The organism is Rhodoferax sp., from assembly GCF_013297935.1.
Taxonomy (GTDB): Bacteria; Pseudomonadota; Gammaproteobacteria; order Burkholderiales; family Burkholderiaceae_C; genus Allorhodoferax.
In genome coordinates this window covers 56,987-80,166 of record NZ_JAAFIX010000009.1, presented here as the reverse complement: position 1 = coordinate 80,166, position 23,180 = coordinate 56,987, and the positions used below count along the sequence as shown (strand labels likewise).

23 protein-coding genes are annotated in these 23,180 nt (G+C 61.3%); 4 read left to right on the top strand and 19 right to left on the bottom strand.

What is annotated here, in order from left to right:
- Positions 1 to 9: 9 nt before the first annotated feature.
- Positions 10 to 630, bottom strand: coding sequence for a LysE family translocator (locus QZW03_RS13240; protein WP_296510482.1), 621 nt, complete (start codon positions 628 to 630; stop codon positions 10 to 12).
- Positions 627 to 1,580: a DMT family transporter gene (locus QZW03_RS13235; protein ID WP_296510481.1), complete on the bottom strand. Its 954-nt coding sequence runs from the start codon at positions 1,578 to 1,580 to the stop codon at positions 627 to 629. Before QZW03_RS13235 ends, QZW03_RS13240 begins: the two co-directional genes overlap by 4 nt.
- A 110-nt stretch (positions 1,581 to 1,690) precedes the next feature.
- Here QZW03_RS13235 and QZW03_RS13230 point away from each other — a divergent pair, with 110 nt between their 5' ends.
- Entirely contained in the window at positions 1,691 to 3,154 is a 1,464-nt protein-coding gene (locus QZW03_RS13230; protein WP_296510480.1) for a PLP-dependent aminotransferase family protein, read from the top strand.
- 61 nt (positions 3,155 to 3,215) lie between these two features.
- On the opposite strand, the gene QZW03_RS13225 is transcribed toward QZW03_RS13230, so the two are convergent.
- The 12 genes from QZW03_RS13225 to flgB all read right to left on the bottom strand — a co-directional run bounded on the left by QZW03_RS13225 (position 3,216) and on the right by flgB (position 15,166).
- A complete protein-coding gene (locus QZW03_RS13225; RefSeq protein WP_296510479.1) occupies positions 3,216 to 4,436 on the bottom strand; it encodes an HDOD domain-containing protein in 1,221 nt (406 codons plus the stop codon).
- 4 nt (positions 4,437 to 4,440) lie between these two features.
- Positions 4,441 to 5,751: a flagellar hook-associated protein FlgL gene (gene flgL, locus QZW03_RS13220; RefSeq protein ID WP_296510478.1), complete on the bottom strand. Its 1,311-nt coding sequence runs from the start codon at positions 5,749 to 5,751 to the stop codon at positions 4,441 to 4,443.
- A gap of 19 nt (positions 5,752 to 5,770) precedes the next feature.
- On the bottom strand, positions 5,771 to 7,741 hold the full coding sequence (flgK, locus tag QZW03_RS13215; protein WP_296510477.1) for a flagellar hook-associated protein FlgK: 1,971 nt from the start codon (positions 7,739 to 7,741) through the stop codon (positions 5,771 to 5,773).
- Positions 7,742 to 7,759: 18 nt separating this feature from the next.
- On the bottom strand, positions 7,760 to 8,728 hold the full coding sequence (flgJ, locus tag QZW03_RS13210) for a flagellar assembly peptidoglycan hydrolase FlgJ (RefSeq protein ID WP_296510476.1): 969 nt from the start codon (positions 8,726 to 8,728) through the stop codon (positions 7,760 to 7,762).
- Between the two features lies 1 nt (position 8,729).
- Positions 8,730 to 9,875 carry a flagellar basal body P-ring protein FlgI gene (locus QZW03_RS13205; RefSeq protein WP_296510475.1) on the bottom strand — a complete coding sequence of 382 codons (1,146 nt, stop codon included), beginning with the start codon at positions 9,873 to 9,875 and terminating at the stop codon, positions 8,730 to 8,732.
- A 66-nt stretch (positions 9,876 to 9,941) separates the two neighbouring features.
- Positions 9,942 to 10,631 (bottom strand): flagellar basal body L-ring protein FlgH, encoded by a 690-nt coding sequence (locus tag QZW03_RS13200; protein WP_296510474.1) that lies wholly within the window; start codon positions 10,629 to 10,631, stop codon positions 9,942 to 9,944.
- A gap of 12 nt (positions 10,632 to 10,643) precedes the next feature.
- The gene (gene flgG / locus QZW03_RS13195; RefSeq protein ID WP_296510473.1) at positions 10,644 to 11,426 is read right to left on the bottom strand and encodes a flagellar basal-body rod protein FlgG; all 783 of its coding nucleotides are present in this window, start codon (positions 11,424 to 11,426) and stop codon (positions 10,644 to 10,646) included.
- A 5-nt stretch (positions 11,427 to 11,431) separates the two neighbouring features.
- The gene (locus QZW03_RS13190; RefSeq protein ID WP_296510472.1) at positions 11,432 to 12,172 is read right to left on the bottom strand and encodes a flagellar basal body rod protein FlgF; all 741 of its coding nucleotides are present in this window, start codon (positions 12,170 to 12,172) and stop codon (positions 11,432 to 11,434) included.
- A 25-nt stretch (positions 12,173 to 12,197) separates the two neighbouring features.
- On the bottom strand, positions 12,198 to 13,601 hold the full coding sequence (gene flgE, locus QZW03_RS13185) for a flagellar hook protein FlgE (RefSeq protein WP_296510471.1): 1,404 nt from the start codon (positions 13,599 to 13,601) through the stop codon (positions 12,198 to 12,200).
- Positions 13,602 to 13,627: 26 nt separating this feature from the next.
- Entirely contained in the window at positions 13,628 to 14,275 is a 648-nt protein-coding gene (locus QZW03_RS13180; protein ID WP_296510470.1) for a flagellar hook capping FlgD N-terminal domain-containing protein, read from the bottom strand.
- Between the two features lie 17 nt (positions 14,276 to 14,292).
- A complete protein-coding gene (gene flgC, locus QZW03_RS13175; RefSeq protein ID WP_296510469.1) occupies positions 14,293 to 14,697 on the bottom strand; it encodes a flagellar basal body rod protein FlgC in 405 nt (134 codons plus the stop codon).
- A gap of 28 nt (positions 14,698 to 14,725) precedes the next feature.
- Complete coding sequence (gene flgB, locus QZW03_RS13170; protein WP_296510468.1) at positions 14,726 to 15,166, bottom strand: flagellar basal body rod protein FlgB; 441 nt, start codon at positions 15,164 to 15,166, stop codon at positions 14,726 to 14,728.
- A gap of 175 nt (positions 15,167 to 15,341) precedes the next feature.
- Between flgB and flgA the strand changes: the two genes are divergently transcribed.
- The 3 genes from flgA (at position 15,342) to QZW03_RS13155 (ending at position 16,926) form a co-directional block, all read left to right on the top strand.
- Positions 15,342 to 16,079, top strand: a complete 738-nt coding sequence (gene flgA, locus QZW03_RS13165; RefSeq protein ID WP_296510467.1) for a flagellar basal body P-ring formation chaperone FlgA — start codon at positions 15,342 to 15,344, stop codon at positions 16,077 to 16,079.
- A 93-nt stretch (positions 16,080 to 16,172) separates the two neighbouring features.
- The gene (gene flgM, locus QZW03_RS13160) at positions 16,173 to 16,505 is read left to right on the top strand and encodes a flagellar biosynthesis anti-sigma factor FlgM (protein ID WP_296510466.1); all 333 of its coding nucleotides are present in this window, start codon (positions 16,173 to 16,175) and stop codon (positions 16,503 to 16,505) included.
- 43 nt (positions 16,506 to 16,548) lie between these two features.
- Positions 16,549 to 16,926 (top strand): hypothetical protein, encoded by a 378-nt coding sequence (locus QZW03_RS13155; RefSeq protein WP_296510465.1) that lies wholly within the window; start codon positions 16,549 to 16,551, stop codon positions 16,924 to 16,926.
- A 62-nt stretch (positions 16,927 to 16,988) separates the two neighbouring features.
- On the opposite strand, the gene QZW03_RS13150 is transcribed toward QZW03_RS13155, so the two are convergent.
- Genes QZW03_RS13150 through QZW03_RS13130 form a run of 5 tightly spaced genes read right to left on the bottom strand, consistent with a single transcriptional unit; the run spans position 16,989 to position 23,175 of the window.
- A complete protein-coding gene (locus QZW03_RS13150) occupies positions 16,989 to 17,705 on the bottom strand; it encodes an RNA polymerase sigma factor FliA (protein WP_296510464.1) in 717 nt (238 codons plus the stop codon).
- On the bottom strand, positions 17,705 to 18,499 hold the full coding sequence (locus QZW03_RS13145; protein ID WP_296510463.1) for a hypothetical protein: 795 nt from the start codon (positions 18,497 to 18,499) through the stop codon (positions 17,705 to 17,707). Before QZW03_RS13145 ends, QZW03_RS13150 begins: the two co-directional genes overlap by 1 nt.
- Complete coding sequence (gene flhF / locus QZW03_RS13140) at positions 18,492 to 19,946, bottom strand: flagellar biosynthesis protein FlhF (RefSeq protein WP_296510462.1); 1,455 nt, start codon at positions 19,944 to 19,946, stop codon at positions 18,492 to 18,494. Before flhF ends, QZW03_RS13145 begins: the two co-directional genes overlap by 8 nt.
- On the bottom strand, positions 19,943 to 22,024 hold the full coding sequence (gene flhA / locus QZW03_RS13135; RefSeq protein ID WP_296510461.1) for a flagellar biosynthesis protein FlhA: 2,082 nt from the start codon (positions 22,022 to 22,024) through the stop codon (positions 19,943 to 19,945). The genes flhF and flhA overlap by 4 nt, the downstream gene beginning before the upstream one ends.
- On the bottom strand, positions 22,021 to 23,175 hold the full coding sequence (locus QZW03_RS13130; RefSeq protein ID WP_296510460.1) for an EscU/YscU/HrcU family type III secretion system export apparatus switch protein: 1,155 nt from the start codon (positions 23,173 to 23,175) through the stop codon (positions 22,021 to 22,023). The genes flhA and QZW03_RS13130 overlap by 4 nt, the downstream gene beginning before the upstream one ends.
- Positions 23,176 to 23,180 lie beyond the last annotated feature (5 nt).

The following is a 23,180-nucleotide window of genomic DNA, read 5'->3' as shown; positions in this document are numbered from 1 at the left end:
GTTCGGCTTTCAAATTATCAGCATAGGGTAAAGCGACGCCACCAGGGCCAGCGCCATGGTGATGTTGAAGATGCGCAGGCGCAGCGGGTCTTGCAGCAGGCCGCGCATGGCTTGGCCGAAGCCCACCCAAAACGCCGAGCAGGGCGCACCTAGCAGCATAAAAAGCCCGGCTAACAAGGCCACCTGCGCCCAACCGGCGGTGGCAGACAAATACGTGCTCATGCAGGTCACGGCCATCACCCAGGCTTTGGGGTTGATCCACTGGAAAGCGGCCGCTGCAAAAAAGCCCATGGGCTGCGCGGCTGTGGGCGCTTGACCTGTGTTGCCGGTTTCGGCCGGTGCGGCAGGCTGCGTGCGGGCCAGTTGCCAGGCAATCCAGAGCATGTAGGCAGAGCCCGCATAGCGCAGTACGTCGTAAAACTGGGGAAACTGGTCCAACACCGAGTGCAGCCCCAGGCCCACGCACAGCAGCATGAAGGTAAAGCCCAGGTTCACCCCCCACAGGTGGCGCAGCGAGCGGCGAAACCCGAAGTTCACCCCCGAGGCCATGAGCATAGTGTTGTTGGGGCCCGGCGTGACGGAGCTGACGACTGCAAACAGGCCAGCGGCTAGGAGCGTGTCGGGGCTCATGCGGTGGCTCCGGTGGAGCGCGGCGCAGGCGGGGTCACCGCGGTGCCAGCCGGTGCCGAGACCGCAAAGCGCTTGCCGGTGAACACGGTGGCCACTACAGCCAGGGCAAAGCCCAGGGTCACCATGTCCAGCGACTCGCCCAACAAGGGCACTGCCGCCAGAATGCTCAAGAACGGCTGCAGCAGCTGCACCTGGCTGACTTTGAGCGTGCCGCCCAGCGCCAGTCCGCGGTACCAGGCAAAAAAGCCCGCCCACATAGAAAACACGCCCACATAGCCCAGCGCCCACCAGGAGGTGGTGTGCACACTGTGCTCGGGCCAGGTGAGCCAGGTGCCGGGCAAGGTCACCGGCAAGGCCAGCACGCACACCCAGCAAATCACCTGCTCGGCGCCCAGCGTGGGGGTGACCTTGGCGCCATACACATAGCCCAGTGCAGCAGACACCACGGCGCCTAGCATCAGCACATCGCCCCACTCCAGCGCCAGGTCGGTGCTGTGCTGCATGGCGCGGTAGAGCGAAAAGCCCACCACCAGTGCCGCACCGATAACGGCACTCAGCCAGAAGCCCAGCCGTGCGCGCTGGTGCATGACCAGCGCGGCCACCACGGCCGTTGCCAACGGCAGCAAGGCGATGATGACGGCCGCATGGCTGGCGCTGATGGTGCGCAGCGCGTAACCGATGAGCAGCGGGAAACCCAGCGCATTGCCCAGCGTGGCCACCGCCAGCGGCCGCCACTCGGTCGCGGTGGGCCAGCGGGAGCGCGTGGCCAGCAAAAACACGATCGACAAACCGCCCGCCAGCGCCGCCCGCGCCATAGTCACAAACCAGGGCGAGAGCTGGGGCGCGTCGGCGGTGCCGGTGGCCAGGCGGGTCATGGGCAGGGTGATGGCAAAGATGGCCACACCCAGCAGGCCCAGCCAGAGGCCACGTGTTTCGTTTTGGGAATTCATGGGAATCAATGTACTTTGAAAAACAGCACAGTTGCAGTACAGTTTTGCTAAACAGTCGGCAAACTGTATTGCTGGCATGGCCGTTACACCACCTTGAAAGCAGGCTCTCCATGCTCATGAAAACCGCCGCCCAGACCCTGGCTGAGCAGCTGTGCACCGTGTTCGCCCAGCGCATTCGCGACCGATTGCTGGCGCCGGGCGCGCGCCTGCCCTCAGTGCGCCTGTGCGCACAGCAGCAGAAGGTGAGCCCGTCCACCGTGGTGGCCGCGTATGACCAGTTGCTGGCGCAAGGTCTGATCGAAGCGCGCCGCAACCGCGGGTTTTATGTGCGAGATATGCCTCTAGCCCAAGTAGATATTGCGCGAGTAGCTATTATTTCAGGAGCAAGTGAGCCGGGCGCTGAGGGGGCCAGCTTGATGCTCACCATGCCCCGCCAGCGCGCGCCGCTCAACGCCACTGCGCTGATACGCGGCATGTTCCATGGCGTGAGCAACAAGCCGCAGCCCGGCATGGGTGTGCTGCCCAAGGAGTGGCTGGAGACTACTTTTTTGGCCACCGCGGTGCGCCGCAGTTGCAGTGTGGAGGCGCTGAACGCGTTTTCGTTGCAATACGGTGAGCCGGCCGGTGACATCGGGCTGCGCCGGGCGCTGTCCACCAAGTTGGCGGGGCTGGCGGTGCACGCCGCGCCGGAGCAGATCATCACGACCATGGGCGCTACCCATGCGCTCGATGTGGTGAGCCGCACCCTGCTGCAAGCGGGTGACTATGTGATGGTCGAAGAGCCCGGCTGGGCCGTAGAGTTTGCGCGGCTGGACGCTCTGGGCATGCGCATTTTGCCGGTGCCGCGCCGTGCCGACGGGCCGGACCTGGATGTGATGGCCCGGTACTGCGAGGTGCACCGCCCCAAGCTGTTTGTGAGCGTGAGCGTGTTCCACAACCCCACGGGTTTTTGCCTCTCGCCCAGCAGTGCCTACCGCATTTTGCAGCTGGCGAATCAGCACGACTTTCACATTGTTGAAGACGACACCTACAGCCACTTTGCCCCCGAGCACGCCACCCGCTTGTGCGCACTGGACGGGCTGCAGCGTACCATTTATGTGGCGGGGTTTGCCAAGATTCTGGCGCCCAACTGGCGCGTGGGCTACCTGGCGGCACCCAAAGACTTGGCCGAGCGCTTGCTCGACACCAAGCTGCTCTCCACCCTGACCACGCCCGCTTTGCTGGAAAAAGCCATGGCCTGGTGCATAGACCAGGGCCAGCTGCGCCGGCACGCCGAGCGCATTCGCACCCAGCTCGACGCCGCCCGCGCCCGCAGCGTGAAGCTGGCGCTGGCGCATGGCTGCACCTTTGCCTCGGACCCGGTGGGCCTGTTTGGGTGGGTAGAAACCGGGGTGGACACCGATGCCCTGAGCCAGCGCATGCTCGACGAGGGCTACCTGCTGGCGCCCGGTGCCCTGTTTCATGCAAGGCGCACGCCCAGCAGCCTGATGCGCATCAACTTTGCCAGCACCCAGGAAGCGCAGTTCTGGAAGACGTTTGCACGGCTGCGGGATGAGCAGGTGGGCAGGGGTTAATTGCTACTAATTCAGGAGCTACTGGCGTATAGTGTGAATGGGCTAGGGGCCAATTAGGCACTTAACCCTGAGCTAGTGCCCGCAAAAGTGCGCGGTTGACCTCGTCGGTGGGTATCTGGTGGGCGCGGCAGACTTCGCGAATGACTTTGGTGTTGCGTCCCTCCAAGGCGGTTGCCACTTCCAGCCACGGCGCGTAAGGGCCGGTTTGGCCCACCACGGCCGAGGCCACACGCCCGGGCAGGGGCAAGCGGTGCAGGGCCGCGCCCAGGCTTTCGCCCAGCAACAGGTCGACTTGCGAAAACACGCCGCACAAAAACACTTCGCGGCGCAGGTCGTCTTCCACGCCGGCATCGGCCAGGTGCTCCATGATGCGGGCCCGCAGCACCATGCTGTGGCGGATGGGGTCGATGTTGCTGTCCGCACTCGCGTGGGGCAGGTACTCCATCAGCCACGCCCGCAGGTGGCTGTAGCCTAGCGTCATCAGGGCTTGGCGCAGGCTGCCGATTTCGTTGCGCAGGCTCAGGGCGGCCGAGTTGGCGTAGCGCATGAAGCGGTAGCAGAGCAGAGGCTCGCGGCCCAGGGCGTGTTCCAGTGCATCGAGCGATTCGTCCGCATCGATGGCCCGTACCAAGTCCAGTAGCGCCTGGCGGGCGGGTTGGATCTGGCGGTAACGGTAGGCGTACAAGACCTCTTCTGACGGCCAGCCCGACACTGCGCGCACATGCTGCTGGTCGAGCGCATGCTCCACCAGCGCTTGGCTGGCTAAGGATTCATAGAGTTGCCCGCCTTGCACCGGGCTCTCGCGGCGGCGTGGCGCGGCGCTGCTGCCGTCCTGGCTGCGCTGCAAGGCCGCACGCAGCGCCCCCAGCGCCTGTGTGGGGGTCAGTGAGAGCACGGTGGTGTGAAACCACTGCGCCATGTCGGCTTGCGGGTGCTCGCCGGGCTCGCCGCACCACACCAACTTGACACCGCGTTGCTGGGCCTTGCGCACCCGCCCGGCCAGGAGCGCGTCGCTCAACCATTGCTCGGGGACTTCTATCCAGACATTGGATGCGCTGCTGTGGTCCAGCAAGTCGGCCAGCAGGCCGGGTGAGCGGGCGTGGAGCAAACACAGCTCGCGGGGCGCGGGCCAGAGTTCTTGCATAGACTCGATCAGGTGCGTGGCATCTACCGCGCTGCTGCTGTCCGGGTCCAGCCAGAGCCGCACGCCAAAGCGCTTGCGCCATTGGTCCCACAGGGCTTCATACCCGATGGTGATGCTGCCGAGTACTGAGCTGCTCATGGCCTTAGCTGATGTAGTTGAACAGCGAGAGCTTTTGCACCTGCGCGTACGACTGCAGTGCCGCCTGGTAGCCGGTTTGCTGGTTCTGGAAATCGGCAATGCCCTTGATCATGTCGAGATCCTCGGCGCGGGAGCGGTCCGCCTCTAACTGGATGCTCTTGCTCTCCTGGTTGGAGGTAATGCGGTCTGCCCGGTTAAGCAAGTCGCCGGCCTGGCCCCGGATGGCCGAGACGCGGTTCATGCCGATGTCGAGGTTGAAGATGGCTTGGCTAACCGCTTGCGTGGCGGCATTGGCGTTGGCAGCGCTGCCGATGTCGCGGATGGCGTCGTCCATCACACTGAAGATGCTGGGGTTGGGGTCTACGGTGATGACGTCGCCCGCCGCGGGCGTACCGGTGATGGTGAGCGACAGGCCGGGCATCGCCACCAAGGTGGGTGGAACCCCCGCAGTGTCTTCAATTTTGATGGTGACCGGTTTGCCGGTGGTGTAGCTTGGCACGGGTATCGGGCCGATTTGATTGGGTACACCCCAGGTGGGCGGATCGCCCGCCGCATTGGTTTCCACAATGGTGAACTCGGTCGTACTCGTGCCGGTAATGGGGTCATTCACAACCGCACCAAAGGTAATTTGATAGCTCGCCCGAGTTACCCGAGCGGCGTCAGTGACTGTCACATTGCCTGTGGTCAGTGCTCGGTTGGTCGGAATGGTGCTAGTGGTGACGTTGTAGACCCCGTCTCTCGAGGTCTGGTGCATAAAAGCGCTTTCGCCATCCAGCGTGCTGGCAATGGCAGTTTCACTGGTGGAGGACTGGCCTGGCAAGCCGTTGTAGGTGTAGTCGGGCGCCGCGGCGCTAGGGCCGGTGAACGGCTGCGCTGCGCTGGCAAGCGCCCCGAAGAGGGGTTGGCCGTTGGTGTCTTTGCGGTTGGCGTAGCCCAGAATTTGCTCCCGCAAACCCTGCAATTGATCTGCAATAGTTTTCCGCTCTGCCGCGGTGTGGCTGCCGTTGCCGGCGCTCACTACCAGTTCGCGGAACTGTTGCAAAGCATCGACCACATCGCCCAGTGTGCTTTCGGCATTGGCGATGGTGTTGCGCTGGGCTTCCAGCGCGCGCTGGTCGGTGGCGATGCGTGCCAGGCGGGTGAGTGCGCGCTCGGCTTGGGCCGCGCCGGTAGGGTCGTCGCTGGCGCGTACGACTTTTTTGCCGGAGGTGAGGTTTTCCTGCAGGTTGGACAGTGCGGTTTGCCGTTTGGACAGGTTGCTGAGCGCATTGTCGTAAGTATTGGCAGAGGCTAGGCGGGAGAGGTTGACGGCCATGGTGTAACTCCTTCAAGCCTCAACGGCCGAGGCCTTGGATGAGGGTGTCGAAAATGTTTTGCGCTATCTGGATCATCTTGGCAGAAGCCTGGTAAGCCTGCTGGAACTGGATGAGCTTGGCTGCTTCCTCGTCCAGATTGACACCGGAGACCGCACTGCGGTCTTTTTCCAGGCTAGCTGCGATAGAGCTCGAGACAGTGGCCGAGTAGCCGGCGCTTTGGGTGCGGATGCCGATTTGCGAAATCGCGCTGGCATAGCCATCGGTCATGGCGGCGCCGTCAAACAGGGCCTTGTCGCGCAAGTTCATCATGGCAGTCGCGTTGCCGCCGTTGAGCTTGAGGTCCAGCTTGTAAGCAGGGTCTTTGATGTCCACGACCGTGAAGGTGTCCCCTGCCTTGGGTGTGCCGGTGAGCTTGAGGCTCCAGTTGGCGAGCGGGTCAACAGCGGTAATTGCCGTGCTGGGGTCAAAGGTGAAGCTGGTCGCATTTGCCACGGGCAGCTCATCGCTGCGGGTGTAGGTGGTGGCACTAGTGAAGGTGAGTGTGACCGGGGCGTGCGGTGTTGCCGACTGGTTGTTGCTCAGGGCCGTGAGCGAGACCTGCTGCAAGCTGCCCTTGTTGGTGGTGCCCATGGCCCCGGCTATCGGGCTGGCGACCGCCAGCTGACGGGGTGTGGAAAAAACCCGCGCCACGTTGCTGGCCGAGGTGGAGAAGGGCTTGATCAGGAACCGGTCGCCCACGTTGGCGGTACCTGTGGAAAGGTTGATGCTCAGGCCATCCACCACCGCCAAGGCCGGCGCAGTGGCAGCCGGGGTCTGAGGGAAGGTGATGACTTTTCCGTCCGACTTGCGGGTGATGGTGCCGGAGGTGGCGGAACCGAAGCTCACCTCGTAGTCGGAGGCTGCAAACTGGGTGGAGTCTGCGATGGCCAGTCCCAGCGTGGCGTTGCCGGTGTTCAAGGTAGCTGGGGCAGCCGGAATGCGGATGTTGGCCGTGGTGTTGAGATCTACCGTGGTGAACAAGGGGCCGCCTGCGTTGCCGTCCAGATCCAGCCCAAGGCCGTGCTGCGCATTCATTTGCGTGGTGATGGCCAGGGTCAAACGCCCCAGCAGATTGCGGCCTTCGGTCAGATCTGTGTTTTGAAACCGCAGCAGACCCGAGACCTCGCCGCCGCCCAAGGCGTTTTCATCCAGCAGCACTTGCTGACCATCGCGGGTGATGGCCAGCTTGCTTTTGAGCGGGTCGCCGAAATCGTCGTTCACGATCGAGACCGGTGACACCGTCGTTCCTAAAACTAGCGGCTGGCTGCCCGCCAAAAAGATGCCCACGGTGCCGTCGTCGGCAGCGATGGACGTGGTCTGAACAAACTGATTGAGCTCGCGCACCAATTGGTCCCGCCGGTCCAGCAGGTCATTGGGGGGCTGGCCCGACCCTTGGGCGCGCGCAATCTCTTGGTTCACATCGGCAATGTTGCGCGCTAGCGTATTGATGTTGTTGGCCTTCTGGGCGAGCTCCTGCTGCACGCCGGTTTGCAGGTCATCCAATGCCTGCGAGGCTGCCCGGAAGCGGCCTGCTGTTTCATCGACTCGCGTGAGCGCCACCGTGCGGGCGGTGAGGTCGGTAGGCGCACTGGCAACGTCAGAAAACGCATTCATCATGTCGCTGACCGCGGCGCCCAGGCCGGTGCTGCCGCCCGAGAAAATGTCTTGTAACTGATTGAGCTTGTTGGAGCGGGCGGCATCCGCGTTCTGGGTCGCGCTGGCGAGTGTGGCCTGACGGGTGAGAAAGGCACTGAAATTGCGTTGGATGGTTTGCACATCCACGCCCTTGCCAATGTAGCCACCGCCAGTGAACTGGCCTTCCACTGCCGTGAGCACCACGCTTTGGCGGGAGTAGCCGGGCGTGTTGACGTTGGCAATGTTGTTGCCGGCGGTCTGCAGGGCAATCTGGTTGGCCTGCAGGGCGCGGGTGCCGATGTTGAGAACGCTCATAGTCTGTCGCTGGCTCGGTTACACCTGCACTTGCGCGCGGCGCAGTTGCAAGGTGGTGTTGATGGCGCGGCTCAGTTTGGCTGCGTACTCGGGGTCGGTGGCATAGCCTGCCTTTTGCAGGCCGCTGGCAAAGGCGGTCACCGAGCCTGTTTGTTCTTTGGCTTTGGCGTAGCGGGGGCTGTCACTGATCAGCCTGGCGTAGTCTTTGAAAGAGTCTTCAAACGAGTCATAGGCCCTGAACTTGGCGACCCGTTTTTCGGACACACCATTCACATACTCGGTGGTGGTGACTTCGGTTACTTTCCCCTTCCAACTGGCACCGGCCTTGATGCCGAACAGGTTGAAGGAGTTGCTGCCGTCTTTGTTGCGAATCTGACTTTTACCCCAGCCTGTTTCGTGCCCCGCCTGGCCCAGCATGAAGCTGGCGGGAATGCCCGTGGCCTTTTCCACCTTGGTGGCGGTATCGGAGTGTTTGGCAACAAAGTCTGCCTGGGAGGCAGTAGGCGCCTTTTTGGTTTTGACCGGCTGCAGGGCGGCGTCCGACGGAGCAAGTTTGTCCGAGGCAACTTTAGGTGTGAGCATGTCGGGTGCGCGTACCGGCGCGAGGCTGGTGCTGGGTGTGCTGGTAGAGCCGGAAAATCCGGACTGTGGCATCTCCACACCCATCTGGCGGGCCAGCTGCTGGGAAATGAGTTCGGACAAGCCGCCGGGCTGGCCGGACATGCTGACGGACAACTGTTGGTCGAACAAATCGGTGCCGAGGTCAGAGCCGGGGTTGTCCAGCATGCCGGTTTTCATGGTGGCTTCGCGCATGCTCTTGATCAGCTCCCGCATGAACAGCGACTCGAATTGCTTGGCCGTTTCGCGGATAGTCTCGGGTGTGGCCTTGTCCGCGCCGGCTTTGAGCGAACTCAGTGAGCGGGCATCCGCCACCAGGTCCTGGGTGCTGGACAACGACGACGGGCCGAAAGCAGAACCGTAGCTCATATCAAATCACCTCCAACTCCGCGTTCAGGGCGCCGGCGGATTTGATGGCTTGCAGAATAGCCAGCAGATCCTGGGGGGTGGCACCCAATGAGTTCAGCGCCTTGACGACATCAGTCAACTGGGCCGCCTGGGGGAGCTGAATGAGTTTGCCTGCTTCTTGCTTGATCTCGATGTTGGCCTTTTCGCCCACTACAGTTTGGCCGTTGGAGAGTGCGTTGGGCTGGCTGATCACGGGGCTGGACGACACGCTCACCGACAGGTTGCCGTGCGCAATGGCACAAGCACCCAGGGTCACTGCCTGGTTCATGACAATGGAGCCGGTGCGCGAGTTGATGATGATCTTGGCCGCCGCCACGGAGCTGTCAACCGGGAGCTCTTCCATGTCGGCAATGAAGCTCACGCGGTCGTTGGGGTTGGTCGGGGCCTTGACCTGCACTGTGCGTCCGTCCAGTGCCTGCGCCACGCCGGCACCGAAGCGGTTGTTCACCGCTTTCGCGACTTTGCGGGCTGTTTGAAAGTCGGAGGCATTCAGGCTGAGGTTGATCGTTGCGCCTTCCTGCAGGCTGGTGGGGACCGCGCGCTCGACCTGTGCCCCGTCCGGAATACGTCCCGCGCTCAGATGGTTGACTTGTACTTTGCTGCCCCCGGCGGAAGCCCCTGCACCGGCCACGATCAGGTTGCCCTGTGCCATGGCGTAAACCTCGCCATCGGCCCCTTTGAGCGGGGTAGCGATCAGCGTACCGCCTTTGAGCGATTTGGCGTTGCCGAGCGAGGAAACGTTGATGTCGAGCATTTGCCCCGGCCGGGCGAAAGCCGGCAGTTGGGTGGTGACCAGCACGGCCGCCACGTTTTTCATTTGGAGTTGCGTGAGCGAGGCTGCGGTGAGCGTGAGCCCGAGCTGCTCCATGTAGTTTTTGAGGCCCTGGGTGGTGTAGGGCATCTGGGTGGTCTGGTCGCCCGTGCCGTCCAGGCCGATCACGAGGCCGAAGCCTGTAAGTTGGTTGCTGCGCACGCCTTCAATGGCGGCCACTTCCTTGATGCGCTGAGCGCCATGGACCCCAGGCGCCATGGCCAAAGCGACTGCCACGAACAAGCCGCCCAAGCGCCGCAGGCGGAAGGTGTTTGCGAGGTGGTTCCAGTGTGTCATGTGCCGAGTCGGTTAACGGGGCGATCCGACTGGATCTGTTACCCCTCGGCAGTATTCTGGATTTCTTTAGAAGGCTTGAAAACTCAAAAAGAACCGTGATAACCAGCCAACTGTTTGGGCTTCGCCCTGGGCGCCGCGTCCCCGGGACTCCACGCGCACGTTGGCCACCTGGGTGGAGCTGATGACGCTACCGGGCTGGAGCATGCGTGGATCGATCGTGCCGGAGAAGCGCAGCACGTCCACATTTTGGTTCACCCCGATCTGCTTTTCGCCGGTCACGATCAGGTGCCCGTTGGGCAATGTTTCGATGACGGTGGCGGTGATGGAGCCGGCGAAGGTATTGGCACTTTCGGTGCCGCCTTTGCCTGAGAAGTTGTTGTTGGTGGCCGCGCCGATATTGAGTTTGCCCAGGCCTGCAAGGGTTTGGTCCGGGAGCGCGGTGATCGCGGAGTCAATAGACGTGTTGCGATTCACCGTGGAGGTGGACTTCTGGCTCGCAGTCACGTTTTCAACGATCTGGATCGTGACCGCGTCGCCCACCAGCCGCGCCCGGCGGTCTTCGAAAGCGGGGCGGAAGGCGGAGGTCTGGTAAATGCTGCCGTTGGCGGGTTTGGAGGCCACCGAGGCAATCGGCGCCGCAGGAATGCGGGGTTCGACAAAGTCGACCGCCACTTTTTGCGGCATTTGTTGGCAACCGGCCAGCAACCATGCGGTCGCGGCGGCCACTGCCAAACGGGTGAAGGGTACTGAGAGCATGGCGCCTCCTCTTTACAGCTGACCGAGCTTTTGTAGCATCTGGTCGGAGGTTTGAATGGCTTTGGAGTTCATCTCATAGGCGCGCTGGGTCTGGATCATGGTGACCAGTTCTTGCACCACATTGACGTTGGATGTTTCCACAAAGCCCTGCGCCAGGGTGCCCAAGCCGTTCGCACCTGCGGTGCCTGCATTGGGTTGGCCGGAGGCGGTGCTCTCAGCATAGATGTTTTGGCCCTTGGGCTCCAGGCCGGCCGGGTTGATAAAGCTGGCCAGTGTGATAGTGCCGATGGGCTGCGGTGCAACATTTCCGGGCACTTGGGCCGTGACCGCGCCGTCTTGGGCAATGGCCAGACTGGTGGCATTGGCCGGGACGGTAATCCCATTCAAGATCGGCAGGCCATTGGAGGTGACCAAACGACCGGCATTGTCGACCTGGAAGGCGCCGTCGCGGGTGTAGCCCGTGGTGCCGTCCGGCATGGTGACCTGGAAGAAGCCATTGCCCTGAATGGCGACATCCAGGTTGTTGCTGGACTGCTGCAGGTTCCCCTGGGAGAACGAGCGGCTGGTGGCCACCGTGCGGACGCCCAAACCCAGTTGCAGGCCGGTGGGCAAGGTGGACTGCTCCGAGGTGTTGGAGCCCACTTGCCGCAGGTTCTGGTACATCAGGTCTTCGAAAACTGCATGTGATTTCTTGAAGCCATTGGTGGAGACGTTGGCCAAGTTGTTGGAGATGACGTCCAACTGCATTTGCTGGGCTTCCATGCCCGTTTTGGAGATCCAGAGCGAGTTGATCATGGTGTTTATCCTTGCAAGTTGAGTAGCTGGCCGGCGGAGCGGTCGTTGGACTCCGCCGTTTGCATGAGCCGGGTTTGGGCTTCAAATTGGCGCGCGGTCTGGATCATGCCGACCATGGCCTCAATGGCATTGACGTTGGAGCCTTCCAACATGCCAGACTGCACTCGAGCGGTGTCTTCCTGGTTCAACGGGTCGCCGGAGAGCGCCCGGAACAGACCATCGCCTCCGCGCACCAAGGGGTCTTCGGGGGTGGGTACCACCAGCTTGAGTTTGCCGATGACGTTAGCCGGCTGGGTGCCGACTTTGGCACTCACGTTGCCGTCCGGTTGAATGGTCAGCTCCGCCCCGGCGGGGGAGGTGATGGGCGAACCGTCGCTGCTAAGGACCTGCAGTCCGTTGCCGGTGGTGAGGGTGCCGTCGGTGGCGACTTCAATGTGGCCGTTGCGGGTGTAAGCCTCGGTTCCGTCCAGTCCTTGCACCGCAAACCAGGCGTCTCCCTTGGCCATGACATCGAGGCTGCGGTCGGTGCGCATGGCGGGGCCGGGGGTGTTGAGGTGGCCGGCTGTGGATTCCAGCGCAAACACCCGGGTGGTGGCACCATCGCCGCGCAGGGGAACCGCACGGTAGGTGGCCAATTGGGCGCGAAAGCCATTGGTCGACACGTTGGCTAGGTTGTTGGCAATGACCGACTGACGGCTTGCCGCCGCGTTGGCGCCGGTCATTGCGGTGTAGATCAGACGGTCCATGGTGTGTCAGCTCCGGAGTGTGGGCTTAGCGCAGGTTGACCAGGGTCGACATGATCTGGTCCTGCGTTTTGATGGTTTGGGCGTTGGCCTGGTAGTTGCGCTGGGCGGTCATCATGTTGACCAGCTCGCCGGTGAGGTCGACGTTGGAGTCTTCGAGGGAGCCGGAGCGCAGGCCGCCGAACTTGCCGAGACCCGGGTTGCCCAATACGGGCTGCCCGGATGCAAAGGACTCCGTCCAGTTGCCACCGCCGATCTGGGTGAGACCTTGCACGTTGCGGAAATCTGCCAGCAAGAGCTGGCCGCGCGCCTGGGACTCCCCATTGGAGTAGCGGGTCGTGATGACGCCGCTTTCATCGATGGAGATACCGGTGAGGTCACCTGCGGTGTATCCGTCTTGGGTGAGGTTGGACACTGCAAAGGTCGTGCCGTACTGGGTTGTCTTGGAGAGGTCCAAGGTGGTCGTGAAGGGGCCAATGGCCGTGTTCGGAGAATTCAGGGTCAGTGTCTGGGTGGCCAGGGGCGATGTCAGCTTGCCGTTAACGTCGTAATTCAATTGAAAAAGCGCGCCTGTAGCCACGATCGTGAGAGCCGGTGCCACAAAGGCACCGGTACCGGCTGCCGCAAAGGTGGGCTTCTGGTCTGCCGGTGCAGGGTTGGCCGTGTTGTAGGCCACATTGGCGGTGTGCGTTGCGTATCGCGCGGCATTGGTATTCATGGCGGTGGTACCGGCCGCAACGGTGTTGGCATCGAACACATCCCACGTATCTACCGTCACCGCGGGGTTAACGGTGGTATCCGGCCCGCGTTTTACAAAGTACAGGCTCACGGGGACCTCATTGCCTTGGGAATCGAAGGCGGTCATGGTGGTGCCGTAGGTCGAAATAGGCGTTGGAGGGGTACTCTGGATCGCGGGCTTGGTGCGGGCATCGAGATTGAATTCCGCCGTGATCGCGGTGGTTGCCTGCGCAGGAATCGGTGCGTTGGTGGGAATCGTCATGTTCTGCGGCGTGATACTGGTGCGGTTTCCCAGCAAGTCGGTGGGGTAGCCCATGACGTTGGCGCCGCCGTTGGTAATCAAGTTGCCACTCGAGTCCAGCTTGAATTGGCCATCCCGCGTGTAGGCGGTGGACTGGTCAGGCAGGGTGATCTGAAAGAAGCCACCGCCATTGATGGCCACATCCAAGTTATTGCCGGTGATCGAAATGTTGCCCTGGGTGAACTGTTGCGCAATATTGCCTACGGCTACCCCGATACCCGGCGTCGTGCTCGTGCTGCCGCCCGCGGCGCCCAACTGGCCCGCCACCAGCGCTGAAAACTCGGTGCGCGAGTACTTCATGCCGACGGTGTTCGCATTGGCGATGTTGTTGCCGATCACGTCCAGACTTTTGCTGGCGCCGTTGAGGCCGGAGAGTCCTGTTTGAAAGCTCATGGGAGTTACCTCTTGGAAATGCAGTGTTAGAGAATGGACTTGATGGCGCTGTAGGTCACGGCGGTGCGGCCTTTGAGCTGGAGCGACATGGCTCCGTTGTCGGTGCCGACCGCGGTGACGGTGTCTTGGGCCATGTCGGTGGACTTCACGGTATTGCCGCCTTGTGTCGCATTGACCTTGAAGGTGGCACTGGTCAGACCGCTGTATTTGGAGGCATCCCACTGGAAGTTGCTTTGACCTGCCGGGAGTGCGCCGAGGTTGATGGTCTCCAGCAACTGCCCGCCCGCTGTTTTGATGTCCACCGTGACTTTGTCGGCCTTGCTTGCCAAGTTGATGGCGCCCTTGGCGGCGCCGCCATCGACCGACAAGGTGTTGGACTCCACGAGGACGCCATGCCCCACCATGCTGGCGCCCTGTAGAACCTGCATAGAGGTGAACTGGGCGGCCATGCTTTGCATGGTGGCATTGAGTTCCTGGATGCCGGAGACGGTATTGATCTGCGCGATCTGACTCGTCATCTGGGCGTTGTCCATAGGGTTCATCGGGTCCTGGTTATTGAGCTGTGCGACCAGGAGCTTCATAAAGCGATCGGTTTGCTCCTGCGCACTCACGATGCCACTGGTGGTGGCGCCGGTGCCGGTGAGCGAGGTGGCGTTGCTGACTGCGGTGGCCATGGTGTGTTCCTTAGGGGTTATTGACCCATCTGCAGCGTCTTGAGCAGCAGCGTTTTGGCGGTGTTCATCACTTCAACGTTGTTCTGGTACGAACGCGAGGCGGAAATCATGTTGACCATTTCTTCCACGGGGTTCACGTTCGATTGGGTGACATATCCCTCTGCATCGGCGGAAGGGTGCAGCGGGTTGTGCACCTTGCGCAAAGGCTCGTTGCTCTCTTTGATAGCGTTGACTTTGACCCCGGCCGAGGCTTCGGAGCCCATGGGCACGGTTTCAAACACCACCTGGCGGCTTTTGTAGCCCTGACCATCGGGCCCTGCCACGGCGTCCGCATTGGCCAGATTACTGGCGACGACGTTGAGGCGCTGCGACTGCGCACTGACGGCGCTACCGCTGACGTTGAAGATGGAAAACATGGACATGGTGGGTCTCCTCGGTCTAATTCAATGCCTACTGGCCTTGAATAGCGCTCAAGATTGTTCGGGAAGAGCCGTTAATGAAACGGAGCGTGGCCTCGTAGCGGACCGAGTTGTCTACAAAGTTGGCGCGCTCGCGGTCCAGATCAACACTGTTGCCATCCATGGCGGGTTGGGTTTGGATCGTGTAGCCCAGCTTGCTGTTGTCACCGATGGAGGAGCCTTCGATGGTGCTGAGAGGAATGTGGCGGCTATTGGTAGTGCCATCCAGCGATTTGCCGCTCGATGGATTTGCCAAGGGCATGGCCGGGCCCGAAGTCGCCTCCGCCATGGCCTTCTTAAAGTCGAAGTCGCGTCCGGAGTAACCGGGCGTGTCGGCATTGGCGATGTTGCTGGCAATGACGCGTTGTCGTTCTGCGCGCAGCACCAATCCCTTTGATTGGAAATCCAAAGCATTGGTTAGGTTGGAGAACATAGGCACCTCGGCTGATGGCATTCGCTCCCCGGGAAGGACCCCGGCTCGCGACGTGAGGCAATTATGGAAAAAGCTTTAATTTTTGAGCTTTGGAATAAGGCGAGGAAAGCTGCGTATTTGCGGGCTTCGTGGGGCGACCGGATTCCTATAGTCAGTGCCATTACTGGAGCCTGCTATGCCAACCCGTCATCCCCCTTTCTATCTTGCGCGCGCACCCTGGCTGGTGGCGGCGGCTCTGTCCGTGTGGGCTTCGCCGGTCGTGGCCCAAGAGCAAAGCGCACTCAGTGTGCAGACGCTGGCGCAGCAATGGGCGGGCGACGCGGTGTTGAAGTCTCAACGACCCGGCGGATCCCCCCTCCGGATGGAGGTTCAGGTCGGCGCCTTGGACAGTCGGGTCCGGCTCGCAGCCTGCGGGAATATGGAGGTCTATGTTCCGCCCGGCTCCCGTTTGTGGGGGCGCAGTCGCTTAGGGGTGAAGTGTGTAGACGGCATGAGCCGCTGGAATATCACGCTGCCCGTGACCGTGCGCGCCTGGGGGGAAGCCTGGGTGGTAAAAAACCAGCTGGCAGCGGGGGTCAACGTGAACGACGGCGACATCATCCGCGGCGAGGTCGATTGGGCCGAGGAGCCTGCGGCAGTGCTCACCGAGCGCTCTGCGTGGCTGGGTCAGACCGCCTCACGCGTGCTGACGACCGGTCAGGCTTTGCGGCAAGGGATGCTCCGGCCGACGCAGGTGTTTCAGGCGGGGGCTTCGGTCAAAATTGTGGCCCAGGGGCCGGGTTTTCAGATTTCCAGTGAGGCCCAAGCGCTCTCGGCGGGCGTGATCGGGCAACAGGCGCGCGTAAAAATGGACAACGGGCGGGTCACCACGGGTACCGTACTGGATGTCCGCACAGTGAAAATTGATCTTTAGGGGCAAACATTGTGCAAATATCCCTAAAGTTCACACCGCACGGACCGATAACATTCGTACGAGGCTACGCTTACCGTAGTTTTGGAGAACGCGATGAAAATTGGTCAACCCTCAGAATTACCCGCTTCCGTAACATCTACGGTGTCCGGTGCTGCCCAAAAGGCTGCGCAGAGCAGCAATGCGGCGGCCAATGCGAACACCAACGCCACCCAGAGCACCCGGTCCGCCGGCGTGGCGGTGACGGTGTCCACCGCGGCGCGCGCCTTGGAAAAACCGGAGCGCAGCGAAGCGGCAGATGTCGACATGGCGAAGGTAGAGTCCGTACGCGCTTCCATCCAGGACGGCTCGTTCACGGTGAATGCCGAAGCCATTGCCGACAAGCTTTTGTCCAACGCGCAGGAAATGTTGAACCGCACCACCCGGTAAATGGGGGTCACCTGTGCATTTCATTTGATGCAAAGGTGACACCATGAATACGTTCAGTCCGGATTCTTATTTCGACGCGCTGGAAAGTCATTTCAATCAACTGGCAGTCGCTGTTGCGGCCGGTGATATCGAGGTATTGCCTGCGCTGTCCGAGCAGGTTCAAAAACTATCCATCAATCTCGCAGAGGTCTGGCAACAATGGCAGCGCCAAGGCCTGAACGACGCGGTCGTCACTGCGCGGATCAAGGCATTGGCTGAAGGTTTCCAGGTCGTACGCGCAAACCTGTTGCGACGCGCCATGCTGGTGGAGCAGACACTCAATCTGGTGGTGCCCGCAACCATGGACCCTACCTACGCAGGTGGTGGTGCTTATGGGGCCGGCCCCAAGTCGTCCGGCCGCTTAAGCCCAATGGCGGTTTGAGACCACCGAAGTTCATCCGAAAAAAAAGGGCCGTGAGGCCCTTTTTTGTTGAGGTAGTGCCATCAATGGGCGCGCATTTTGGCGCGTAGCCGGGCGATAGATTGGCTGTGTAACTGGCACACCCGTGACTCAGTCACATCCAGCACGGCAGCGATTTCTTTCAGATTCATATCCTGCTCGTAATACATGCTCATGATGTACTGCTCGCGCTCCGGCAGCCCCTTGATGGCGTCCACCAGCGACTGTCGCAAGCGCTGGTCGCGCAACATATTGAGCGGATCGGCGTCCTGGTCGGCGACGTGGCGGTCGAGGTAGGTGTCGTCGTCTTCATTGCGGCGCGACATGTCTTCCAGGTACACCAACTGGGTACCCCGGACCTTGCCGAGCAGCGACTGGTAGTCCGGCAGAGACATGCCGAGTTCTGCAGCGATTTCAGACTCCGCCGGGCTCCGGCCCAACTTGTGCTCCAGCTTGCGCAGGGCGGTCTCGATTTCTTTTTGGCTCTTGCGCGAACCCCGCGACATCCAGTCGTTCTCGCGAAGCTCGTCGAGCATGGCGCCACGGATGCGCTGGGTGGCGAAGGTTTCGAACTGAACGCCCTGCGATGCCTCGTAGCGGGATAGTGCGTCGGACAGGCCGATTAATCCGACCTGAATCAGGTCGTCTACCTCCACACTGGGCGGCAATTTGGCCATCATGTGGTGGGCCAGGCGGCGCACCAATGGTTGGTATTGCTTGATCAGTGCGGAGCGGTCGAGTTGCCCTTTGGCGGTATACATCAATGTCTCCCTGCGGGAACTGCGCTGCTGAAGGCCCGACGGCTCTGTTGGTGCGGGGCGTAGGCCCAGCCGGCTTCCAGTGGCAGGGCACTTTCTAGCAGTCCCAACGCCAATCGCTCAATGCTGGGCGAAGGCAGTTCGTCACCGACGGGTGCCCTGATGTGCACGGGAGATATGTCGTAATTCAAAAAATACTTCGCACAATCACTGAGGCTCGTGGGTGATTTGGTGCCTGTTTTAGCCGGTTTCGTGGGGTCCACCATATTAACGATAGTAGGCTCAACTTTGGCTTTCAGCAACAAGCGTTTGAGTGCGAGATAGGTGGTCAGCAGCGAGGTTTTTGCGGCCGACATGGCCAGCAAGGGCCGGATACGACTGCCCTTGACCAAGGGTGTCAGGCTGTGGGCGTTGGCATACACAATCACAATGCTTTCGTGGGGAAAGAAGGATCCGCAATCGCCGATGCCCGGGCCCCCGTGTTTGTGGGCGGCCGCAAGGCTCTGCAGCCCAAGGCCGGCGGGCAGGATGCTCCACGCCGGGCTCTCGGTTGCTGCTGGCGATGCAAAGGTAAAGTTCAGCAGCTGCTCCAGACCCGGGTTTTCTGCGGTTTCCAGGACGGAGCCGTCCAACACCGTGACGGTGTAGCCGAAGGTGACCAAAGCACCGCAGACACGAAGTAGCAGAGGAAGTTCTGCGTGTTCGTCGCCATGGCTGACCATGGCCAGGAGTTTGGGCGTGTGCGGGACGGCAAAGTCCATCAAGCCGGCTGCCTGGTTCGGAGGTCTGTCAAGCATTCATGCGCCCCTTGTGTGAAGTGGTGTTGGCAGGTTGGCTGAAGAAGAAGCTAAGGTCTGTCGTTTTCGGGTCGTAGGCCGAAGCACCCGTGCTCCGCATGGACGCGCGAACCAGCTTGGCTGCGACTGCTGGCTCCCAGTCCTCAGGCACGCGTTGACCGGTGGTCGTGCCGCGCAGCATCAACTGATGCCGGATGCAGGCATCTATAGACGGGCCTAACTTAACGGCCTCATCGGTCTTGGACAGAATGACCTGCTGTGTTTCACCCGTCTTGAAGCAGCCCACGGCTTCATCTAGCGTGTCGCCGTGGCCGCCGGCATTCAGGACGAGCAGGCGTTTGATTTCGGGCAAGTCCAGCAACTCCAGGAGCTCGCGCTTGCGGGGGTCGCGGGGGGCAATGCCCGTGGTGTCGATCAGAACCATCTGCTTGTTGGACAACAGACTCAAGAGATCTTGCAGGGCTGCCTGGTCATGCGCCAGGTGGGCAACCACGCCCAGCATCTTTCCGTAAGCGCGGAGTTGCTCGTGCGCTCCGATACGGTAGGTGTCCAGGGTAATCAGTCCTACGCTGCCCGGGCCGTGGGTGCGGGCGCACAGTCCGGCCAGTTTGGCTGCGGTGGTGGTCTTGCCCACACCGGTAGCGCCAATGAGGGCGAACACACCACCTTCTTCGTGGAGCGCAGGGATGGCTGCATCGGTGTGCAAGTTGCGTTCGAGCACATCCAGGACCCAGCGAACCGATTCGGAGGCATCCATGTCTTCGGGCAGGCGCTCCAGGATGGCGCGCGACAGGGTGGGCGAATAGCCTGCGCGGATCATCTTCAACATCATGTTGGACTGGATCGGATTTTGTTTTGCCTGACCCAACCAGGTGAGTGTGTTGAAGCGGTCTTCGATCAACTCCTTCATGGCGTGCAGCTCATCCATCACGATCTTGTTAACGGCAGGTGCTTGGGCAGCCGGAGCCGGCTTGCGTACAGGCGCTGACCGCTTGGGCTGGGCCTCAATATCGATGGCGATGCGCTGGGTCAGTGTGGGCTTCGGGCGCTCCAGCGGTGCCGGGGCCGGCATGGGGGCGGGAATCATCTGCGGCACGGCTGCGGGTGCTTGCATGGCCTCCGCACGCCGGCGCATCATGCGCTCACGCACGTAGTCTTGAAAAGACAGGGTGCTCATGGCCAGTTGCTCGGCATCCTCTTCCACCTTGCTGGCCACTTCGCGATAGCTCGGTGGCGATTTGCGCTGAGATCCGCCGCTGCCAGAGCGTGCGCCGGCGCTGCCGACAGCCGCATCCAGAGTGGCCAGGCTCTCTTCAGCGGTAGCAACGACTTCTACACCATTGGCAGTCGGTCGGTTCGACAGAATCAGGGTTCCCTCGCCAAAGGCTTGGCGGGCCTTGGCCAGTGCTTCGCGGGAAGTGGCGGCAGTAAAGCGTTGGACGTTCATGATGTGGCGCCTCTCAAAATCGGACCGATACGGATGGTGTGGGTTTCTGGAATTTCACTGTGGCCGAGCACCTGTAGGCGAGGGGCAACGCGTCGCACCAGGCGGGAGATGGCACCCCGAATCTGGTCAGGCACCAGCAGGCAGGCCGGCACTCCGATTTCCTCTTGTTTCATGGCGGTCTCTGCGGCATTGCGGCTCAACATATCGGCAACACCCGGGTCCAGTGCGGAGCCGGAAGCACTACCGAGGGCCTGCACCAGCAAGCGCTCCAGGCCGGGGTCGATCGCAATCACATTGAGTTCGCGGGTCGGGCCGTAAATCTGCTGAACGATGGCGGGCGACAACGCCACCCGCACCCGCTTTGCAAGCTCCACCGGGTCCGTGGTGGCCGGCGCATGCTCGGCGATGGATTCGATGATGGTGCGGATGTCGCGGATGTGCACCGACTCGTCCAGCAGCAGCTGCAGCACCTTTTGAAAGACGGCCACGGAGACCATCTTCGGTACGACCTCTTCGATCAGTTTGGGGGCCAGTTTTGCCACGTGCTCTACCAATTGTTGTGTTTCTGTCCGGCTCAATAGCTTGGAGGCCTGGACTTGCATCAAGTGTGACAAATGGGTTGCCATGACAGTCTCAGAATCAACCACGGTAAATCCGGCCATTTGCGCGGCTTCCTTCTGGCGTTCGTCGATCCAGTGTGCAGGGAGTCCAAAAGCCGGGTCCGTAGTGGCGGTGCCGATCAACGGGGTTGTGATGCCTCCGGGGTTGATCGCCAGGTAATTGCCGGGGAATGCCTCTCCTTCGCCCACGATCACTCCACGCAGGGTGATCCGGTAGCCGCTGGGTTTGAGCTCCAGGTTGTCCCGCACATGCACAGACGGTGGCAAAAAGCCAACCTCTTGCGCGAACTTTCTGCGCACACCCTTGATGCGGTTTAGCAAATCGCCTTGGCGGGTTTTGTCTACCAGTGCGATCAGGCGATAACCGAGCTCCAGGCCGAGCTGGTCAACCGGCTGCAGATCATCCCACGTGGCATCTCCGTCCCCGGTGGCGGCGGCGGGGGCGACATCTGCCTCCACCGGAACCGGCTTGTTGGCAAGCGCCCAGGCGCCATATGCCAGCACGGCGCCAATCGACAGAAAAACAAAATGGGGCATGTTGGGAATCAGGCCCAGGATCACCATGATCGTGGCCGTGATACCCAGCACCTTGGGGGACACAAACATCTGCCCCACAATTTGCTTACCGATGTCTTTGTCTTTACCCACCCGCGACACCACCATGGCAGCCGCTACGGAAATGAGCAAACCCGGAATCTGCGCAACCAGCGCATCACCTACCGCCAGCAGAATGTAGGAGTTGGCGGCCTGAGATGCGCTCAGGTCGTGCTGCAGTATGCCGATCGCGAAACCACCAAAGATGTTGATCAGCAGAATCAAAATGCCGGCAATCGCGTCGCCGCGCACAAATTTGGAGGCACCGTCCATGGAGCCGAAAAATTCGGCCTCTTCGCCGATCTCGGCCCGACGCCGCTTGGCCTCTTTTTCATCGATCAAGCCAGCGTTCAAATCCGCATCTACCGCCATTTGTTTGCCGGGCATCGCATCCAAGGTGAAGCGGGCGGACACTTCCGCAATACGTTCAGAGCCCTTGGTTACCACTACAAAGTTGATCACCACCAGAATGGCAAACACAATCAAACCCACCGCAAAGTTGCCGCCGATCAGAAAGTGGCCGAACGCCTCAATCACCGCACCGGCAGCGCCCGGGCCTGTGTGGCCCTCTAGGAGCACAACACGGGTGGACGCCACGTTTAACGATAGGCGCATCAGGGTGGTCAGCAGCAACACCGAGGGAAATGCTGCGAAGTCCAGTGGTCGAACCATGTAGGCCGCCACCATCATCACCATCAGGGCGACCGCAATATTGATGGTGAAGAACATGTCCAGCAGCAGCGGAGGCATGGGCAACACCATCATGGCGAGAATGGCGACTACCAGCATGGGGGCTGCGGCGCCTTGCATCACGCCGGCATTCGCGGCGTACCACTGCTGGAAGGATTTGAGTTGGGCGTTCATACGGGTGCTGCCTTCACGGTCTTGGACAGGGGGTCAAGTTCCGGCGGAACAAACGGTTGCGGCACTTCGGTCGGCATCGTGCCTTCACCGCGCAAGGCCGCCCGCAAGCGATAGACATAGGCCAGAACCTGGGCCACCGCGGTGTACAGCGTCGCCGGAATGTCCTGATCCAACTCCGCGTTGGCATACAAAGCGCGCGCCAGCATGGGGGACTGCAACACCGGAATCGAGTGCTGCTTCGCAACATCGCGAATCCGCATCGCCAGCAAGTCAGCGCCTTTTGAAATCACACGCGGAGCCCGCATGGTGGCTTCGTCGTAGCGGATAGCGACCGCAAAGTGGGTCGGGTTCATGACAATGAAATCTGCCTTGGGCACCGCGCCCACGCTGCTTTTCTGGGCCAGCTCGCGTTGCTTTTGGCGGATTTTCCCCTTGAGTTGAGGGTTGCCGTCGGACTCCTTGCCCTCTTCCTTCACCTCTTGGTGCGACATCTTCATCTGGTCTTTGTGCAGAAACATCTGCAGCGGCACGTCCACCATGGCTGCCAACAGAATGACCAGCAACATCAGCCCCAAGCCGCCTGTCATCCACTGCATCAAGTGGTTAATGGCGGCCGGCGAAGGCTGCAGCAGCATGGCCGCCATGTCTTGCATTCCGCTTTTCAAAAAGCCAACTGCAATCGCGAACAAGATGCCGGTCATCAAAGTCATCTTCGCGGTGTCGAGCAGTTTCTTTTTAGAAAACATGTTGGCGAACCCAGACAGCGGGTTCAGGCGCGAGAAATCCGGCATCAGGGGCTTGAGGCTGTTCACCCACCCGCCGGATGCAATGGCCGCCAGAATTGCAGCCGTCATCACCACTGCTGCGAATGCCACGCAGCCCGCGGTGCCTATGGTGCTTGCGTCGCCCAGGCGTTGCACCATCGTGCCGGTCCGGCGCACGGCCTCTGCATCAAAACTCAGCTGCTGAATCATGCTGAGTTTGAGTTGCTCAAACAAAATAGGGGAGAGAGAGAGTACGGCTACCGCGCCGGCGCCCAGCACAGCGAGGTGCGAAAGGTCCTGCGAGCGGCTGACTTGGCCGTCGTCGCGTGCTTTTTGCAGCTTTCTTTCGGAAGCCGGTAAATTGCGATCTTGACTGCCTTGTTCCATGGTGG

Excerpts from the sequence above, each read along its gene's own strand:
- QZW03_RS13240 (WP_296510482.1), bottom strand. The coding sequence starts at position 630 with ATGAGCCCCGACACGCTCCTAGCCGCTGGCCTGTTTGCAGTCGTCAGC.
- QZW03_RS13235 (WP_296510481.1), bottom strand. The coding sequence starts at position 1,580 with ATGAATTCCCAAAACGAAACACGTGGCCTCTGGCTGGGCCTGCTGGGT.
- QZW03_RS13230 (WP_296510480.1), top strand. The coding sequence starts at position 1,691 with ATGCTCATGAAAACCGCCGCCCAGACCCTGGCTGAGCAGCTGTGCACC.
- QZW03_RS13225 (WP_296510479.1), bottom strand. The coding sequence starts at position 4,436 with ATGAGCAGCTCAGTACTCGGCAGCATCACCATCGGGTATGAAGCCCTG.
- flgL (WP_296510478.1), bottom strand. The coding sequence starts at position 5,751 with ATGGCCGTCAACCTCTCCCGCCTAGCCTCTGCCAATACTTACGACAAT.
- flgK (WP_296510477.1), bottom strand. The coding sequence starts at position 7,741 with ATGAGCGTTCTCAACATCGGCACCCGCGCCCTGCAGGCCAACCAGATT.
- flgJ (WP_296510476.1), bottom strand. The coding sequence starts at position 8,728 with ATGAGCTACGGTTCTGCTTTCGGCCCGTCGTCGTTGTCCAGCACCCAG.
- QZW03_RS13205 (WP_296510475.1), bottom strand. The coding sequence starts at position 9,875 with ATGACACACTGGAACCACCTCGCAAACACCTTCCGCCTGCGGCGCTTG.
- QZW03_RS13200 (WP_296510474.1), bottom strand. The coding sequence starts at position 10,631 with ATGCTCTCAGTACCCTTCACCCGTTTGGCAGTGGCCGCCGCGACCGCA.
- flgG (WP_296510473.1), bottom strand. The coding sequence starts at position 11,426 with ATGATCAACTCGCTCTGGATCTCCAAAACGGGCATGGAAGCCCAGCAA.
- QZW03_RS13190 (WP_296510472.1), bottom strand. The coding sequence starts at position 12,172 with ATGGACCGTCTGATCTACACCGCAATGACCGGCGCCAACGCGGCGGCA.
- flgE (WP_296510471.1), bottom strand. The coding sequence starts at position 13,601 with ATGAGCTTTCAAACAGGACTCTCCGGCCTCAACGGCGCCAGCAAAAGT.
- QZW03_RS13180 (WP_296510470.1), bottom strand. The coding sequence starts at position 14,275 with ATGGCCACCGCAGTCAGCAACGCCACCTCGCTCACCGGCACCGGCGCC.
- flgC (WP_296510469.1), bottom strand. The coding sequence starts at position 14,697 with ATGTCCATGTTTTCCATCTTCAACGTCAGCGGTAGCGCCGTCAGTGCG.
- flgB (WP_296510468.1), bottom strand. The coding sequence starts at position 15,166 with ATGTTCTCCAACCTAACCAATGCTTTGGATTTCCAATCAAAGGGATTG.
- flgA (WP_296510467.1), top strand. The coding sequence starts at position 15,342 with ATGCCAACCCGTCATCCCCCTTTCTATCTTGCGCGCGCACCCTGGCTG.
- flgM (WP_296510466.1), top strand. The coding sequence starts at position 16,173 with ATGAAAATTGGTCAACCCTCAGAATTACCCGCTTCCGTAACATCTACG.
- QZW03_RS13155 (WP_296510465.1), top strand. The coding sequence starts at position 16,549 with ATGAATACGTTCAGTCCGGATTCTTATTTCGACGCGCTGGAAAGTCAT.
- QZW03_RS13150 (WP_296510464.1), bottom strand. The coding sequence starts at position 17,705 with ATGTATACCGCCAAAGGGCAACTCGACCGCTCCGCACTGATCAAGCAA.
- QZW03_RS13145 (WP_296510463.1), bottom strand. The coding sequence starts at position 18,499 with ATGCTTGACAGACCTCCGAACCAGGCAGCCGGCTTGATGGACTTTGCC.
- flhF (WP_296510462.1), bottom strand. The coding sequence starts at position 19,946 with ATGAACGTCCAACGCTTTACTGCCGCCACTTCCCGCGAAGCACTGGCC.
- flhA (WP_296510461.1), bottom strand. The coding sequence starts at position 22,024 with ATGAACGCCCAACTCAAATCCTTCCAGCAGTGGTACGCCGCGAATGCC.
- QZW03_RS13130 (WP_296510460.1), bottom strand. The coding sequence starts at position 23,175 with ATGGAACAAGGCAGTCAAGATCGCAATTTACCGGCTTCCGAAAGAAAG.